This is a genomic window from Paenibacillus sp. FSL R5-0473, assembly GCF_038004565.1.
In the GTDB taxonomy this organism is placed as follows: domain Bacteria; phylum Bacillota; class Bacilli; order Paenibacillales; family Paenibacillaceae; genus Paenibacillus; species Paenibacillus amylolyticus.
On the sequence record NZ_JBBORL010000001.1, the window covers coordinates 5058150 to 5074201 of the forward strand.

Annotated in this window: 12 protein-coding genes; 2 read left to right on the plus strand and 10 right to left on the minus strand. The window is 47.1% G+C overall.

Translation table 11 applies throughout. The features are described from left to right. Nucleotides 1-96: 96 nt before the first annotated feature. Both MKY28_RS22160 and MKY28_RS22165 read right to left on the minus strand, forming a co-directional pair. Entirely contained in the window at nucleotides 97-927 is an 831-nt protein-coding gene (locus MKY28_RS22160; protein WP_036606057.1) for an alpha/beta hydrolase, read from the minus strand. 253 nt (nucleotides 928-1180) lie between these two features. After that, the gene (locus MKY28_RS22165) at nucleotides 1181-1414 is read right to left on the minus strand and encodes a hypothetical protein (protein ID WP_047840502.1); all 234 of its coding nucleotides are present in this window, start codon (nucleotides 1412-1414) and stop codon (nucleotides 1181-1183) included. Nucleotides 1415-1602: 188 nt separating this feature from the next. On the opposite strand from MKY28_RS22165, the gene MKY28_RS22170 reads away from it, so the two are divergent. Then, nucleotides 1603-2640 (plus strand): hypothetical protein, encoded by a 1038-nt coding sequence (locus MKY28_RS22170; RefSeq protein WP_340937038.1) that lies wholly within the window; start codon nucleotides 1603-1605, stop codon nucleotides 2638-2640. A gap of 26 nt (nucleotides 2641-2666) precedes the next feature. Here MKY28_RS22170 and MKY28_RS22175 read toward each other — a convergent pair whose 3' ends face one another. After that, nucleotides 2667-3572 (minus strand): AraC family transcriptional regulator, encoded by a 906-nt coding sequence (locus MKY28_RS22175; protein WP_340937039.1) that lies wholly within the window; start codon nucleotides 3570-3572, stop codon nucleotides 2667-2669. Nucleotides 3573-3859: 287 nt separating this feature from the next. Continuing rightward, complete coding sequence (locus MKY28_RS22180) at nucleotides 3860-7021, minus strand: copper amine oxidase N-terminal domain-containing protein (RefSeq protein WP_340937040.1); 3162 nt, start codon at nucleotides 7019-7021, stop codon at nucleotides 3860-3862. A gap of 316 nt (nucleotides 7022-7337) precedes the next feature. Here MKY28_RS22180 and MKY28_RS22185 point away from each other — a divergent pair, with 316 nt between their 5' ends. Further along, nucleotides 7338-8306, plus strand: a complete 969-nt coding sequence (locus MKY28_RS22185) for a hypothetical protein (protein WP_340937042.1) — start codon at nucleotides 7338-7340, stop codon at nucleotides 8304-8306. Nucleotides 8307-8455: 149 nt separating this feature from the next. Here MKY28_RS22185 and MKY28_RS22190 read toward each other — a convergent pair whose 3' ends face one another. From MKY28_RS22190 to MKY28_RS22215, 6 genes are all read right to left on the minus strand, one after another. Further along, the gene (locus MKY28_RS22190) at nucleotides 8456-9058 is read right to left on the minus strand and encodes a GNAT family N-acetyltransferase (RefSeq protein WP_340937044.1); all 603 of its coding nucleotides are present in this window, start codon (nucleotides 9056-9058) and stop codon (nucleotides 8456-8458) included. Beyond that, complete coding sequence (gene ilvA, locus MKY28_RS22195; RefSeq protein WP_036606060.1) at nucleotides 9058-10350, minus strand: threonine ammonia-lyase IlvA; 1293 nt, start codon at nucleotides 10348-10350, stop codon at nucleotides 9058-9060. The genes MKY28_RS22190 and ilvA overlap by 1 nt, the downstream gene beginning before the upstream one ends. A 292-nt stretch (nucleotides 10351-10642) precedes the next feature. After that, a complete protein-coding gene (locus MKY28_RS22200) occupies nucleotides 10643-11533 on the minus strand; it encodes an alpha/beta fold hydrolase (protein ID WP_340937045.1) in 891 nt (296 codons plus the stop codon). A gap of 366 nt (nucleotides 11534-11899) precedes the next feature. Further along, a complete protein-coding gene (locus MKY28_RS22205; RefSeq protein ID WP_340937046.1) occupies nucleotides 11900-14191 on the minus strand; it encodes a beta-glucosidase family protein in 2292 nt (763 codons plus the stop codon). A 217-nt stretch (nucleotides 14192-14408) separates the two neighbouring features. Further along, a complete protein-coding gene (locus tag MKY28_RS22210) occupies nucleotides 14409-15014 on the minus strand; it encodes an alpha/beta hydrolase (RefSeq protein ID WP_036668429.1) in 606 nt (201 codons plus the stop codon). Nucleotides 15015-15028: 14 nt separating this feature from the next. Further along, nucleotides 15029-15979: a ring-cleaving dioxygenase gene (locus MKY28_RS22215; RefSeq protein WP_445255229.1), complete on the minus strand. Its 951-nt coding sequence runs from the start codon at nucleotides 15977-15979 to the stop codon at nucleotides 15029-15031. Between the last annotated feature and the right edge of the window lie 73 nt (nucleotides 15980-16052).

Genomic DNA, 16052 nt, shown 5'->3' on the forward strand with positions numbered 1-16052 from the left:
CAACCTCCAGACACGGATAGAATGCTTACTCCTCTATTTTACCCTTAAGAAGGCGCTTTTCCAAGCGGACATCCCAAACAGTTGTAATCCTGCCACTTATATCATCCAGTGCTGCCAATCCTGCTCGATCTTCTGACGTTCGCCAAGCCACTCTCTGGTACGCGTAATTAGCTGTTCCCGCTCTTTACCTGAAGAGAAGGTGTGATCGCCCTGGAAGATGATCTCCTTGTCACAGCGGCCCTCTTGGCGCATCCAGAATACCTTTTGATACAGGAATGCGTAGTCTACAGGAATAATCTCATCTGACGTGCCATGTACGACGAGTACATCTCCGCTAAACTTAACTGCTTCTTGGAATGGCTGTTGTTCAGCAAGAGACTCGAAAAACGTCGGTGTGAATTTGTATCCCAGATAATCAGCCGCACCCAGTTTCACGCCTTCATCGTATACTTCCCGTCCCGTAATCTTCACGATATCATTGAATGGATAACCCACGGAGGACCACATAACCAGGTTTTTGACACGTTTGTCACGTACAGCAGTTAGTAATGCAACGGCACCACCCAGACTATGACCAATCAGCGTAACACGCGTAGGATCTACATCACTGCAATTCACCGCGTAATCCAGCACCGAACGGGTCTGCAGCACCATGGATTCCAGTCCCTCCGCTCCGTACTCCCCACTGCTCTCTCCGCAACCGATATAATCGAAACGCAAGACCAGATAACCGTCTTCAGCCAGCTCCCGTGCAGTCTTTACAAACAAACGATCCACGCCGATCCGGCTACCAACGAAGCCGTGGCAGATGACCGCCAGAGGGACCCGTTGCTGACTCTTCTCCTCCTTGATATCTTTCACGACCGGATAATGAATCGTGGCTGTTAATTCTTCCTGTCCATGACGGATACTGATTTGACGTTCCATACCGATTTCCCCTTTCCACTCTTAGCCTGTTAACTTCCATTTATTAAATGTATATAATCCGATAAGTTTAGTGTGTATTAAGATGTTATTCATATATTATCATCCCGTAACCTTCAAGTCAACGTAAGTAAGGACCCTTTCTACGTCGACTACCAATCTACATTTTATCGGATAATAAGCACAAAAAAATGAGCCACGCTGATGACAGCTGGCCCGGATATCATTTGGAATTCAAACAAGTGTTGCAGGATCGTTATTCGTAGCTTCTACGGAACATCTCGTGGGTCTCCACCCGTCCATTCCACTCATGCTCATGACCCGAATCACTATTGTCCCAGAAACTTCTTCCCTTCAAATTGCCATCTGTCAGTTCTTCTGCATACTCCGTATCCTCCAGGTTCTCTTCAAAGGATACAACCTCGTCCACGACTCCACGGGAGTTGCTGTTCAGTAGCAGCTTTCGCGTCAATTCTGTTTGTTTATCCATAACAAGCACACTCCAATCTTGGATTTCTGTTGGAAATGCTACTATTGTGATGGAATCGGCTGCTCTTTATGCATACTTCACACAATCGTTAGATCTGGGAGGCATGAGGGTATTTTTTCACATGAACGGGGGAAAATAAACGAACAAACATAGGCAGCATATGCCTCGGAATCCTTCTGCCGAAAGGAATGAATTCATGGAACATCTACTGGAATGGATTCAACATCACGGTAAACTGGTGCTGTTATGCACCTGTGTTATACTGGCCTGTGTATGGATATGGGTCCACCATGAGCAGCTTTTTTATAAGGAATGACTTTGCGAAACGAGAGACCTTCCCGTATACTAAAATACCGTCAGGGTCTTCAGACAATTTGGAAGATCAGAACGTGTGTAGACAGGGGGAGCAATCATTGGGGATTTCCTATAAGAAGCTTAAAGAAATACAGAATCGGCAAATAACTGAAATGAGTCGAATGACACCTGAACATGTGAAACTGTATGACGAGATCAGCACAATTGCGCGTCATGCGCCAGCGGACGAGAGAACACAGGAAGAGTGGATACTCTCCGCAGGAAAAGCAATCGTACAGGCTCAGCGGGATAACAAACCCGCTCGCGAGTTATACGGACCTGATCTGGAACAAGACATCCATGCACAGCTCGGGATTACAAATACAGCACCGGAGAAGACGGCTGCCGTTGAGGTGGGTAAATCCAGCCCAACCCGTGATAATAGTTCAACAGCTTCATCGAAAAAGAATGCCAACGCTGTAGGACCACAGCCAACTGAGAATCCAGAGCCTGTGAAACGGACACCAAAGTGGTATGCCATGATCGCTTGGGCGGCTTTGTCTTTTGTCATGTTGATTCAAGGATGTGTGGGATTGTTCGTGGGTTGGACTGGCGGAGATACGGAGCCGTTCCAACACATCAGTCTGTTCTCTCTGATCGTTGCGGCAGTTGGCGGTATTGCATTGGTGGAGATGCTTCGCCGTCTTGCTGAGCGACCGGACGATGAAGGAGCGGACAAGAACACCGTACCTAAGGTTAACCTTAAGGGAATCATCATCTACATCGTCATCGTGGTCCTTGTGCTGTTTGTAGGCTATCCACTGCGTGATAAACTTCCGGTATTTGCACTGGCTCCGTGGGTGAGTGCAGTGATCGGAGTTGTGGGACTTGCAACGGTAAGGCCTTTATTTGGGCAAAAGAAAACAGCATAACACGTTATATAATCGATTAAGGGACTTCACGAACTCGTGAGGTCTTTTTCCATTTGGAGCTGGTTCCGATGCTTGATTCCTTTACCCGGTGTTTCTCCAAACTCCCGCTTGAACATCCGGATAAAATAGTTCACTTCCATCCCTACGGTCTCTGCCGCCTCTCGTACACTTGCTCTTGGATGCTTGTCCAGCCATTCCGAAGCCTTCTGCAAACGTAATCGTTGCATATATTGATGTCCTGTCACGTCATAATGCTGGTGAAATAATCGATTGAGATGCTGCACCGAATAACCCACTGCGTCAGCGATGTGCTTCAATAACAGGTCATCCTGATAGTGCGTATGCATCAATGCTACTGCTCGGATGAGTGCATCCTTGCTCGGATCGGGCTCCCGATTAGAGTGTTTTACAGTGCCATCCTGTGCCCTAGATGTTCCAATACCTCCTATGCCGACATCAGATGGTATTTTCGATTGTGCTAAATCCAAAATGAGCTGGTAGATCAGGGTTGATGTGTCCCACATCTCCGTTGCTCCTTGATCCAACGCGTGCCAGAGATTGGTCATGCGTGACCAGATGATTTCAAAACCGGGGATATGGCAAGGCTCGTTCTGAAGCAAACCCGTGGATTGTAATACCGATCCAGCCGATGCACCGCCAATACCGATATAACCCAGTTCCCCTTTGGATTTGGAATGAGGCACATACTCATGCGCAACCTCGGGTTCCACGATGAATAACTGCCCTGCTCCTATCGTCCATGTCCCTTTTCCCGTTATCTTGAACTGCCCTTCACCACCGCGTGACAAAAACAACTGATACACCGGAAATCCATTCGGTCTATGCAGAACTTTCTCTTCCTGCGTGCCCACACAATACAGGTACAGCGGCAACCGGGAATCCGGCAGGCCCGTCAAACGAAACGCAAGCATTCCATCATTCCTTTCGGCTCATAGGCTTTTACATAAGGTGAACTAAAGAAAATTACACGGGCCACTCCGTTTCGTGTAAATGTTTAGCTCGATCTATATAGCCAACTTTCCTTTATTATCCATTATTTGTTCTCGATGTAACAATGGTCTTAGGAACCTTTTTGGCGACAAGATTTTCATAAAGCAAGTCTGAAATTCACGCCAGACGTTTGTTGTTCATACATAATGAAAACACCCTTTCCGGATGGAAAGGGTGTTCGAGTGTGTTTCAGTGTAAATCTTTACATTCAGCTCTGTGGGGGTGTTTGCCCCTCACTTGAGGCTGGTGGATTGGTAGAAGGCGTCGGCTCCTGTGTTGGCGTAGACTGAGCTTTTTCAAGCTTGAATGTATCCGATGGGCCTGAAAGTGTATGTTTATTCGTTGTTGTATTTGCAGCAACTGAAAGAATATACACCTTGTACTCGCCTCCTTCCACCAGATTGGCTCCAGTTGAATCTATAGCTGATTTCGTTAAAGTAACTTCAACCGCTGCAGGATTTCCAATTGGGTAGCTAGTGTTAGAGCTTGCTGTAGTAATATCCAAATTATCTGTTCCTTTAACAATAAAGATTCGGTATGCAGAAATCCCCGTTTCAGCAGTTGGTTTAGTAAAGGTAAGCTTATAACTCGCTTCGGTTACAGTACTTGTATTTTGAAGGCCTGTAATAGTAGCAGTTTGAACCACATTTGCTTGTGTAAAGATATTAAACTCATTGGAAGCAAGGGACAGATTGGAAGCACGTGATGTACTGTCCGAAACGGACAAGACAAACACTCTGTATTTCTGTCCAGCTACAAGGGCACTACCATTAATATCTCGATGTCCACCGTTTAGTACTACCGGACTGCCTGCATTGTTTTTGTTAATTTCAATAAAAGAATTAATTCCAAGAGCAGAACTTGTATTGAATCCACTCACTTGGTTAGCAGGCACAATCAGGATACGATAATTGGAGATATTGGTCTCGTTAGTTGCCTTATTGAAGGTTATTGTTACATCCGAAGGCGTTCCAGACTGTCCTTGATCTTTAACGGTTGCATTCACATTACTCGCCACTGCTACAGCGGAATTTGAAGTCAGTGTCACTATACCAGAGGTTGACGATATTGCATTCACTAAAGACGTGTTATTATTAACAGCCATCACGTACACTCGATAGCCTACATCATTACGGATCAAGTCACCATCCACTGATCTCGAACCATTAGACAAAGTAATCGTCTGGTTGCTTCCAGTTCTACTTACATACGTATAATTCGAGCTATTCACTGTATTGGCTACGTTCAGATTGAAGCTGCCTGCATTTGCATTTTTCACTACAAACACCCGATAATGATTCACATTTGTCTCATCTGCGGATTTAGTGAACGTCACACGCAGATCACGTCCATCTCCAGTATCCCCAATATCAGTTGCAACCACATTGCTCGGAGCTGTTACAGCCGCGTTTGCCGACAATGTAATCTGGGAAGAGTAACCAGACAAAGCATTTTGACTGGAGTTTCCGTTGTTGTTCACCGACAGAACGAATACCCGATAAGCAACATTATTGCTAATGGTATAACCATTGGTATCTACCGCATAGTTTGGAAGCGTAACGGACAGGTTACCACCCGTTTTGTTCACCTGCGTATAGTTGTTTGACGCATTAGCTGCGCTTAGTGTGAAGCTGCCCACATTAGCGGAACGAACTACATATACTCGGTAGGCAGAGATTCTGGATTCATCCGCAGCTTTGTTGAAAGAAACCCGCAGATCACGCCCATCACCGTAGTCACTAATATCCGCAACAGCTAGGTTGCTGATAACTCCCGCGTTACCGTTCGTTGTAAGTCTCAGCACAGTGGAGGAAGCTGACAGCGCATTGGTGTATCCATTTTGCTGATTGCCCACTGCCATCACGTAGATGCGATAATCTTGCAGATTCGTTACGTTATAACCACTTGTATCCTTCATGGATGAAGGCAATGTCGTTGTAATGTTGTTGCCTGTTTTGCTCACCGTATAATACAGACTGGAGGACAGATTGCTTGCTGTCGTCAGATTGAAACTGCTGGCAACCGAGTTACGCACCACGAAGATGCGATAGTTCGCTACCTTGGACTCATCTGATGAACGGTTGAAACTCACCTGAATGTCACGACCATCTCCATAATCCGAGTTATCCTTCACCTGCGTAACTACTGGAGACGTTGCTGTGTTCACGGACAACGTAAGTGAAGATGATGCTGCGGACAGCTTGCTGTCTGTTGTTGTATTAGTGCTTACCGACAAGATGTAAACTACATATGCTGTACCGCTTTTGATCAATTCGCCGGACGTATCCCGTGTCGAAGAAGTCAACTGGCTTTTCACTGCGGTACTGTTTCCTTTGTATATGATCGTGGAGTTTGCACTGGACACTTTGTTCGCTGCAGCCAGATTGAACGCAGAAGAGTCCTTCGCTTTAACAACAAAAGCACGATAATACGTAATGTTCGATGTCGTGCTCGGCTGCGTGAAGTTAATCTCCAGATCGCGGCCATCGCCATAGTCACTAATATCTGCAGCACGCAGACTTGTAACCGCCTGTACGGTGGATTTCACATTATTGAGCTTCAATGCTTGGGAAGACCAGTTCAATGCATTTTTATAATTATTACTGCTGTTACCAACAGTCAGTACATACAGGCGATACGTTTCATTGCTGTTAAGCAGATCCCCGTTTACGTCACGTGTCTGTGCATTAAGTGTCAGTTTCGGGTTGCTGCCATTTGGTGTAACAGATGTATAGTTCGCAGAAGGTACGGCAGTTGCTGAGGACTCCGTAAAGCTATTCACATCGCGAGTTTTCACCAGCATAATCCGGTAAGCAGATACCGCCTTCTCTGAAGTTGGACGTGTGAAGCTCACGGTCAAGTCACGACCATCTCCGTTACTTCCGGATACCGAACCATAGATGTTCCATGCAGCATATTGTGTCTCATCTACTGGAGGTGTTGCTGTTGTCTTGATATCTACACGCTGATTGCGTGAGTTCCAGAATACTTTTTCTCCAAAAGCTTCACTGACAAAACGAATTGGAACCATCGTGTTGCCCTTAATCGTGTTTGCAGGTACATCCAACGATATCGCTTCCCCGTTGATGTATGCCGTTTTGGAACCAAGTGTCAAAGTAACTTCCTGATCGTCGCGCGTTGCAACAATCGTTTTGGTTCTGTTCGTGTATTGTACCTTCGCATCCAATCCTTCAAAAATCGACCGTAGCGGAACCAGTACGCGTCCACCTTTCATGACAGGTGCCTGAGCAGATGATAACTCTGCATCATTAATATATATACTGATCCTTGCGGCTGCATCCATAACCGACGTTGGAAGTGCGGACATCAGCATGGCCGATACAGCCAGTGCTGACATTACCTTCTTCACTTGTTTTCCTCCCGCTTTCCTCATATCCCATATCCCCATTCTCGCATTTAGTTAACATCGAAATAGATTCGCTGTTCTTTTCATTAATTCCTGTATTTACCTATGCACAACTAAGACGTTCCGATCAGCTCAAAAGTTTCCAGTTGTACAAAAAATATTTTCTCAGAATTCTCCCTCTATCTTCCACCCTCCAAAAGTTAAAAATAACAGAAGAATTTGTCACCATTCCGCAACCACATCCTGCACCAATTGGGTTAATGTATAGTGACTAGTGAACAACACCTATCATTTTCTCAACTACGGGAGGTTCATATCTATGACATCATCGTTCCAATCTGCCAAACGTAAAGGCATGCGCACCTTCATTACAGCCACCACCATCCTCATGTTGCTCCAAACGGCTGTCGCTCCCTTATCCGGAGTCGCTGCTGCCGCTTCTTCCAGTACAGATACCAAAGTCACAACTGCCAGTTCAACAACGATATATAAAACATTTCAGTCCATGCTCTACAAAAAGAACGGCTTGCCTGCCGCTGATATTTATCTCGAATCTCATATCGATCAAGTTACGACTCATCATGCAACCCTGATGGTCTTACAGCTGGAGAATGCCCGCAACAAGGCGTTAACAGCCATGACGGACCGTCTACTGGTGCCTAATGTTCAAGACAAGATGATCAAAGCCTACAAGTGGAATGATAGCTTCACCAAACTCATGTCCCGCACCAACGACGCCAGTCTGCGTGCACTGCTCCAGCAAGCACGGGATAGCGGTTATCGCCTGGTTATGCTGGAAGGTTCCCTCTATCCGATCATGAATTATATGGCTTTTCAGAAATATATCTCGTACGTGAAACCAGACATCAAACAATATATTAATATCATGGCAGTTGAAACCAGCAACCTTGCCGCCGATGATGGTGTACTGGTCATTGGCTATCAGGAGATACTCAATCGCGCTTTGAATCAGGAACGATTCCTGAACGAATATCCGAAGTCCAATCGATTACAACAGGTGAAAAATCTGATGAATAACTATACCTTGTATACGTTTTATGGCCTGAATAATACGCCTTTATTTGACTATGAAACGAACAAAATGACAGCCAATGCCCAGAAAGGTTACAAAGCTGTCTTACAACGTAACTCATCCGAAGACAGTTCCTTCCTGACCAAACTTGAAAAGTTCATGGACATCGTAACCGAAGCCAAATTCGAGAAAACGACTGCTGTCGAGAAATGGCTGGAGCAGAATGTGCCGGTAAGCGACTATGCAAACTATTGAGTTAATCCGCTCCCACGGTTAACATCCTGTTCAAATTCAGGCTAAATCCCAACAGATAACCACAACAAAAACCGCGACAGGATTTGCTCCTGTCGCGGTTTCTTTTTGCTTCTATAGTCAAAACTGACTCAACCCGTCAGCTCCCTGCACTATTGAATCGGTTTGACCATATGATTATACTCATGTCCTGCGATGACAATCACATCGTCTTTGACATATCCCTGCCGTTCATAGAGCCTTAGCGCACGGCCGTTGTCCCGTTCTACAATCAGGGAAACCTGTGAGTGACCCAGATCTCTGCCCTGCTGCTCAAAAGCAGCCATCAGTGCCCGGCCGATGCCCTGCCCCTGATAAGCTTCACTTACCGAGAGAGTATCCAGATAATACTCCCCCGGACGGGTTTCTTTAACCAAAGCATACTTCTCATCCCGGCTTCGTCCAGGTCGATCCAGAATCGGCTGGTCCAGACGATCTGCTTCTCCGCCATCATAGGCTACCAGAATCCCCGCAATCAGCCCATCCTGCTCCATCACTGTCACATGACGATAGCTAATCCGGTTGTTTTCCTGCACATAAAACTCCTGCAAAATCTGCATCGCCTTCTCATGATCCGCCTCACCCGCAAGCGCGTATGCAATGTCTCCTATCGCCTGATACAGTAACGGAATAACCTGATCTGCATCTTCTATGCGCGCAGGTCTGATCAGAGGAGATGTTTCTTGGTGGTCTGATTGCATACTGGAATGATTCATCAGATTAACATGTTGAACAGATTTAGATTTTTGTTCAGCTCGGTATAGGCGATACCTTTGCGGTTCATACGTTCAATGAGCGGGTGGTAATCTTCCTTGTACATCAGCTCGATGCCCACCAAGGCGGGGCCATTTTCCTTATCATGCTTTTTCGTATATTCAAACCGGGTGATATCATCATTTTTCCCTAGAACTTCCTCCAGGAATTCACGTAAAGCTCCTGCACGCTGCGGGAAATTAACCATGAAATAATACTTCAGACCTTCATAGATCAGGGAACGTTCCTTGATCTCCTGCATCCGGTCGATATCGTTGTTACCGCCACTAATAACACAGACCACCGTCTTGCCCACGATTTGCTCACGATACTGCTCAAGTGCCGCAACAGCCAAGGAACCGGCAGGCTCGACAACGATCGCATTTTCATTATATAGTTCCAGAATAGTTGTGCAGGCTTTGCCTTCCGGCACTTTCACAATGTCATCAAGTATACTGTTGCAGATATCAAAGGTGAGGTCGCCCACACGTTTCACCGCTGCGCCATCCACGAATTTATCTATATCATCCAACGTCACAACCTGTTTGCGGAACATCGCTTCACTCATGGAAGCTGCCCCAAGTGGCTCAACTCCAATGATGCGTGTCTCTGGACTCACGGTCTTCATGTAGGTTCCCACGCCGGCTGCCAGCCCTCCGCCACCAATCGTCACGAATACATAGTCGGCATTCTCATCGAGACTTTCCATGATTTCCATCGCTACCGTACCATTACCTGCAATAATCTTCGGTTGATCAAAAGGATGGATAAACGTCATGCCCTGTTCGTCACATGCACGCATTGCTTCTGCGTATGCATCGTCATACGTATCCCCGATCAGCACCACTTCAACGTTGTTTCCACCAAAGCGACGCACCTGCTTCACCTTCTGGTTCGGTGTTGTACTCGGCATAAAGATTTTGCCGTTAATTCCAAGGGCATTACAGCTAAAAGCAACACCCTGAGCATGGTTGCCCGCACTTGCACAGACAATACCCTTCTCCATCTCGGCTGGTGTCAGACTGCGAATCATATTATAGGCACCCCGAATTTTGAACGAACGTACCACTTGAAGGTCTTCCCTTTTCAGATACACATTACAGTTATATTTGGCCGACAATACAGCATCCCGCTGTAACGGCGTTCTTACAATGACCTCACGCAGCACATGATGTGCGCGTACGATATCTTCCATGCCAACACTGGCACGACCGGGACTTGTGGTTCCCGTTGGTTCTTGTTCAACTGGTTTCATGTTGTCTCCACACTCCGCTTTTATGGTCTATATAAGTTGAACTAAAGTTTATTTACACTGACACTACAATGACAGAATAACCCTCCAATCGCTGTTATCCCCAGATTTTTTCGATTCCCTTTTCTCAAGGGAAAAATCCGGTGATAGCGTATGCTTCCGATGCAGCTTTCTTTCAGAAAGCTTTTAGACGAACGCTTCGCTTTTTCAGGTTCTTTCTGTCCTCTCCGTTATCGTGTAAATCATTAATTCAACTTATCTAGCAATGTCGCGCACTGCTTTTCTTTGTATTGTATCACTTTTGTTCTGTTCTTGCGCCTAAGCTCTCATCATTTATCATTCGTATAATTTCATCAATAATGACCTGAGGGTCTGTATACATAACCATATGTCCCGATTGATCGGCCCCAATCCATCTCGCATTGGATAGCTGGCTCACCGTCTGGCGATGCGCCGTGATGAGGGCAGGTCTGATTTTCCCCTCTCCCTTGCCCGGGTTCGTACCCGAGATCACGCTAACTTCCAGATTACCCAGAGCCGGAGGATGTTCCAGGAGCCCTGCCATATCATCCAGAAATGTTTTGCCTTCTGCAAGCATCGTGCTGGCTGCCCGTACAGTGAAATCCTCCTTGAGGTGATCCGCTGCCACATCGTCAGGCTGAACACTTCCAGCTTTGCTGCCAAGCATCTTATATAAGCCAGTCCGCGCCATGATTGGAATAATGAAACCATTGATGGCAAAGCTCTTTCTAGTAAGCTTGGAAAAATACATTTCGCAATGCTCGTCTGATGGATCTACCAGGATAATGCCACGTAATCGAGATAGATGTGCAGCTGCCGCAGCCCGTACAATCGGACCTCCCCAGCTATGTCCAACCAGAATGAATGGGCCCGGGCCCAGAGCTGTCAGCAGTTCTCCAAGATCCCCTGCAATGCGTTCAAGGCTGCGGGGAGCCGAGTCGACATCACTTCGTCCCGCCCCTGCCCTGTCATACACAACTGCACGTGCATGCTCAGCAATGGCTGGTGCAACCAGTCCCCAGTTTGATCTGGAGGCGCCCATACCGGACTCAAATACAACCGTCAGCTCTCCTGTTCCCCTGGACATATAATGTAGTTTGCGACCATCACGGGTCCGAACAAACGCACTTGAACCAAACGTATGTGAGCTAGGGTTAGGATTCATATTCCCCTCCTGATTACGTGCATAATCATCTATCACCGAATCTAATTGAAAATGATTATCAATTACTTCATTATAGAATAATCCATGCTTTACGACAACCATGTTGCTTCAGCAAGTTACAGCAGTCCTGTCACCTCTGTCACGTTGCAAGGATCATCCTCCATACACCGTTCCTTTCCCCCTCCTTTTTCCTTATGCAAAAAGAAAACCCGATCCATGATCGGATCGGGTAACTGTCCCAGCCACTGTGCCGCTGATCCTCACATGCACATTCTTATGGCTTCGTGCGCAGTTCCTGCACGTATCGCATAATCGTAATCGCTTAATCCAAGGATGGACGAATACTCGGTTTAAGAGCACAGCCCCTTATCCCCTAATACCATGATCCTTGTTGTTCAGCTGCTCCAGAAGTTCATTCATCGCTTCTTCCGTCATGGCCCCACCGCTAAACGCAACCAGTGCTCGCAGCGGCATATATTTCATCATCGCATCCATCATATCTGCATGATCCCCGGCATCATCACCGCCGAACCCACTGGCTTCCTGGAATTGTTGCAAAGCCTGGTCCAGTAGCTGTTTATGGGCCGGATCACGCTGGATATCACCCAATGTACTATTACGCGTATAGGTTGGAAGGAATGTCGCTGTAGACTCTACATTCACACGTGTGTGCACATGAATGTCCCGTGAGGAACTGCCTACCTGAATCTCGAACTCTCCGGTCTCCACATGCCAGTCCTTCATATCTACGTTGTAATAGGCGAATGAACGTTTGTTTAGTGTGAAGCTCACCACTTTGGACTCTCCAGGTTCAAGGGCCACCTTCGCAAATCCTTTCAATTCTCTTACAGGACGAATAACTGTGCTCTCTACATCGCTGACATACAACTGTACAATCTCTTTGCCCGCTCTGTCACCGGTATTGGTGACCCTTACTTGCACATTCACCTCATCCTGATCGGTCAATTCTGTGCGATCTACCTTCAGATCAGCATATTCAAATGTCGTATAACTCAGTCCATAACCAAACGGGAACAGTGGCTCCAGCTCTTTTTTATCATAATAGCGATAACCAACAAAGATACCCTCCCGGTAATCGACACGATCCCCTTCACCCGGGAAATTCAAATAAGATGGATTATGACTGAGTTTGGCAGGGAATGTCTCTGCCAGTTTACCGGACGGATTCACCTCTCCATACAGCAGATCAGCTATCGCTCCACCAACGGCCTGTCCACCAAGATAAGCTTCAAGCACCGCTTGCACCTGCGGCAACCAAGGCATCTCCACTGGAGATCCGTTACTCAGCACCACAACCACACGTGATTGTACTTTTGCAATCTCTTCAATCAGACGAATATGATTGTCAGGCAAACGCAAATGGGCACGATCATACCCTTCGGATTCATAACGATCCGGCAATCCAACAAACACAACAGCGGTATCCGCTGACTGTGCTGCCTGAACAGCCTCATGCATCAATGTCTCATCCACATCATCCGCTTCAATCCGATAACCTGGGGCATACGAGAAGGTTACACCTTCGCCAGCCACCTGTGTCATCTCTTCCACAATATCATCCACTTTGGTCGGATTAATGTGGGAACTTCCCCCGCCCTGGAAGCGAGGTTTACGCGCAAATGCCCCGATTATCGCCACATCGCCTTCACGCCCAAGCGGCAGGATACCTTCTTCATTTTTCAGCAAAACCATACTCTCGGCTGCCACCTTACGCGCAAGTTGGTGATGCTCATCCTTGTTATATGTAGCCCCATCTTGCTTTTGATCAACGGCATTAAAGATCAGCGTAAGCAGACGCTCCACCGCCCGATCCAGCTTGTCCAGCGGCAGTTGTCCGCTTTCTACGGCATCGATCACTTTACGCTCACCGATTCCACCACTTGTTGGCATCTCCAGTTCCAGTCCTGCTGCAAGGGCATCTGCACGTTCATTAACCGCACCCCAGTCTGATACCACAAGACCTTCGTGACCCCATTCGTCTTTCAGAATATCCGTAAGCAACCATTCATTCTCACCTGCATACGTACCGTTCACCTTATTGTAAGAACACATCACCGTCCACGGCTGTCCATCCTTCACTGCACCTTCGAAGCTCGCCAGATAAATCTCACGCAGCGTCCGTTCATCCACCACCGCATCAATCGACATACGCCGTTCTTCCTGATTATTAACTGCAAAGTGTTTGAGAGACGTACCCACACCCTGGCTCTGCACACCTTGAATATGACCGGTAGCCATCTGCGTAGATAACAACGGATCTTCGGAAAAGTATTCAAAATTACGTCCACCCAATGGGGAACGTTTAATATTTACACCCGGTCCAAGTAATACCGCTACATCCTCGGCCTGACATTCCTCTCCCAAAGCCACCCCGACCTGACGCGCCAGCTCCTTGTCCCATGAACTAGCCAATCCTGCCGCAGACGGGAAACAGGTTGCAGGCACACTCGACGTTAGTCCAAGATGATCCGCACTCCCATCCTGCTTGCGTAGTCCATGAGGTCCGTCCGTCACCATGATGGATGGAATGCCAAGACGCTCCACCCCTTTCAGATGCCAAAAGTTCAGTCCCGAGCACATGCCCGCTTTTTCTTCCAGTGTCATCCGCTGTACCAGTTCCTTGATGTTACGTTCCACATTAACCCCTCCAGTTCATGATGTTGATACATAGCTATATCAATAAGCATACAAGGTTATCTACCACACATTCAAATGTTTACCCGGTTAGTAACGGTTACATAACACCAGTCAATCATTTCTTCTTCCTGACGATGATCAAAATAAAAAGGAAAAACAGCCCGATCTTCACGATCAGGCTGTCTCTATACGTTTCATAACCGTCTATCCACCCAATTTACGCCTGAGTCTTAAACCAAGCTGCCGCAGCTTCTGCCTCAGTACGAGTCAACTGATGACCCTGACGCTCCCAATGCGTGTTTACATCGGCACCTGCACCGCTGAGCAGCGAAGCAAGTTCCTCGGTTTCACGTCTTGGTACAATCGGATCGTTCTCGCCCGCACCAATGAACACAGGCAGACCTTTCAGATCCGGCAGTTCGAGTCCGCGCAACGGTACCATCGGGTGATGCAGAATTGCACCTTTGAATACATCTGCTTGATGGAAGATCAAGCTTGCCGCAATGTTGGCACCGTTAGAGTAACCCAGTGCATACACATTGGACCGATCGAACCCATATTCCACCGCAGCTGCATCGACAAAAGATCCCAGCTCTGCCGTACGAGCAATCAGATCTTCTTCATCAAAAATGCCTTCGGCCAGGCGGCGGAAGAAACGGGGCATCCCGTTCTCCGATACATTACCCCGCACCCCAAGTATGCCAGCTCCTGGTGCGATCATCTCCGCCAGACCGATCAGATCATTCTCGGTTCCGCCTGTGCCATGAAGCAACAGGATTGTTGGCGCATCCGGCTGAGCACCTGCTTTATAGATATGTTTCATTGTATTGGTTGTGGTCATGATTTGGACTCTCCTTTCCATTCACGTACTTCAATTCGTGGCAACAATTGTTCAATCTGCTCACGCTGTGGTTCATACCATTCAGGCAACATCAGTTTCTCACCCATGCTCTCTGCTGGTTCATCCCGTGCAAATCCCGGAGGATCCGTAGCCAGTTCGAACAGTATACCACCCGGCTCCCGGAAATACACAGCGTTGAAGTATTGACGGTCAATGACTGGCGTTGGATGATATCCGGATTGTTCAAGATCCTGCTGAATTTGTTCATGTTCCGCGTAATCTTTGGCACGCCATGCAATATGGTGAACCGTTCCGGCTCCGCCAATCCCGCGTTGGATACCTGTGGACTGAATATCGATGATCTGACCAATATCGCCGCTTGCCTGAAGACGAAGGAGTCCGTTCTCTTCACCGACTTGCTCCAGACCCAGTTTGCTCACCAAGACGTCCATGGTTTTCTCAGGAACGTGGCTGAACAATACGGCTCCGCCAAATCCTTTGATGGCATGCTCCGGTGTCACACCGTTGAAACTCCAGTTGCTTTGCTGACCGCCTTCACGCTCAACCAGTTCAAGCAACAGACCGCCTTTGTCGAAGAAACGAATGTACTGCTCACCAAATCTGGTTTTATTTTCATATGGAATATCGAAGGAAGCAAGACGTTCTTTCCAGAAAGGCAGGCTTCCTACAGGAACCGCATATACGGTAACTCCAGTCTGACCTGACCCAATGACACCTCTTCTTGAATTCTGCTGTGGGAAAAAGGTAATGATTGTGCCCGGTGCACCCTGCTCATTCCCGTAATACAAGTGATACACGTCCGGTGCATCAAAGTTTATTGTTTTTTTCACCAGTCTGAGCGCCAACACAGCTGCATAAAAATCAACGTTTTTCTGCGCATCGTCAACAAAAGCTGTAATATGATGAATTCCTGAAGTTCTGAACATAATCTCCACTCCCTTGGTTTTAGTTGTATCATAGGTTGTTTTTGCTTCTTTTATTTATTGGTTTCTGTTATTT

Excerpts from the sequence above, each read along its gene's own strand:
- MKY28_RS22200 (WP_340937045.1), bottom strand. The coding sequence starts at position 11,533 with ATGAATCCTAACCCTAGCTCACATACGTTTGGTTCAAGTGCGTTTGTT.
- MKY28_RS22185 (WP_340937042.1), top strand. The coding sequence starts at position 7,338 with ATGACATCATCGTTCCAATCTGCCAAACGTAAAGGCATGCGCACCTTC.
- MKY28_RS22165 (WP_047840502.1), bottom strand. The coding sequence starts at position 1,414 with ATGGATAAACAAACAGAATTGACGCGAAAGCTGCTACTGAACAGCAAC.
- MKY28_RS22170 (WP_340937038.1), top strand. The coding sequence starts at position 1,603 with ATGAATTCATGGAACATCTACTGGAATGGATTCAACATCACGGTAAAC.
- MKY28_RS22215 (WP_445255229.1), bottom strand. The coding sequence starts at position 15,979 with ATGTTCAGAACTTCAGGAATTCATCATATTACAGCTTTTGTTGACGAT.
- ilvA (WP_036606060.1), bottom strand. The coding sequence starts at position 10,350 with ATGAAACCAGTTGAACAAGAACCAACGGGAACCACAAGTCCCGGTCGT.
- MKY28_RS22210 (WP_036668429.1), bottom strand. The coding sequence starts at position 15,014 with ATGAAACATATCTATAAAGCAGGTGCTCAGCCGGATGCGCCAACAATC.
- MKY28_RS22190 (WP_340937044.1), bottom strand. The coding sequence starts at position 9,058 with ATGAATCATTCCAGTATGCAATCAGACCACCAAGAAACATCTCCTCTG.
- MKY28_RS22175 (WP_340937039.1), bottom strand. The coding sequence starts at position 3,572 with ATGCTTGCGTTTCGTTTGACGGGCCTGCCGGATTCCCGGTTGCCGCTG.
- MKY28_RS22160 (WP_036606057.1), bottom strand. The coding sequence starts at position 927 with ATGGAACGTCAAATCAGTATCCGTCATGGACAGGAAGAATTAACAGCC.